Here is an 824-nt window from a genome sequence, read left to right on the forward strand (position 1 = left end):
TTTGGTTGCCCTTAAGTATTACTGCATCAAGTAAAGTTGACAATAAAGCTGCCTGAGTTTCCTTACTTCCCTCATTCATGTATTTATGAGGGGTAAAAACACCCGCTGAAGTAAATGAATGAAGCGTCGTCGTCAGGCTTCGCCATGGCCACCCGGACGTCGCTTTAAAATCGTTCAACAATGGTATCAGTTGCTGTTGTTCACTGTGATTTAATGGTCTTTTTGACCTTGATGTGTATTGTTTGATTGAACAGGCAAATTGACTGTGTTTTTTCCCGTTATAGCGATCACCATAATGAGTAGATATCCTCATCAGGTAATCCATTTTTTCTTGTGTGATAAGAGCATTAAAATCCTGAACAGGTTTTATTGAATGTCTTGATGGATGGTTAGCAGAGCAGGCGTCAGAAGCAGGATAAAATTCATGACGCTCCGGGATATAGGGAAGTGGCGTATTCGCCCGCCTGACTGTGCCATACCTGTATCGCACACTCCCGGAAGCACCGGTATGATCATCCGGTTGATTATAATCATTACCTGATGTTGTGCATGTCCAACTTATACCAGCACCGCTCTTGTCCATAATTATATTTCATTAATTCATGAAAATATAAAATGTAGACTACTCTACGGCATCACCGGACAGCAGTTTTTACTGGCTTTTTTCTCTTCCTTTTTCTCTTTTTTGGTTTCTTTGTTTGCTCTTCTAAATATTCTTCAGCGGTAAAATAACAGTCATCCGAAAATTGCGCTCCTTCATCAGCAGTAAAATATGCATCATCTACCACCCAGTCGCCGCTGCTAAGTGACACAGAGCCATGGGC

2 protein-coding genes are annotated in these 824 nt (G+C 41.5%); both read right to left on the minus strand.

Annotation, left to right across the window (positions count from 1 at the left end; genetic code table 11):
* The coding region (locus J7438_RS26245; RefSeq protein ID WP_209278972.1) for a hypothetical protein at positions 1-583 on the minus strand (583 nt) is incomplete at its 3' end.
* A gap of 52 nt (positions 584-635) precedes the next feature.
* Positions 636-824: hypothetical protein (locus J7438_RS26250; protein ID WP_209278973.1), on the minus strand; the 189-nt coding region annotated here is incomplete at its 5' end.

Source organism: Thalassotalea sp. G20_0 (assembly GCF_017744175.1).
GTDB lineage: Bacteria > Pseudomonadota > Gammaproteobacteria > Pseudomonadales > Endozoicomonadaceae > Endozoicomonas.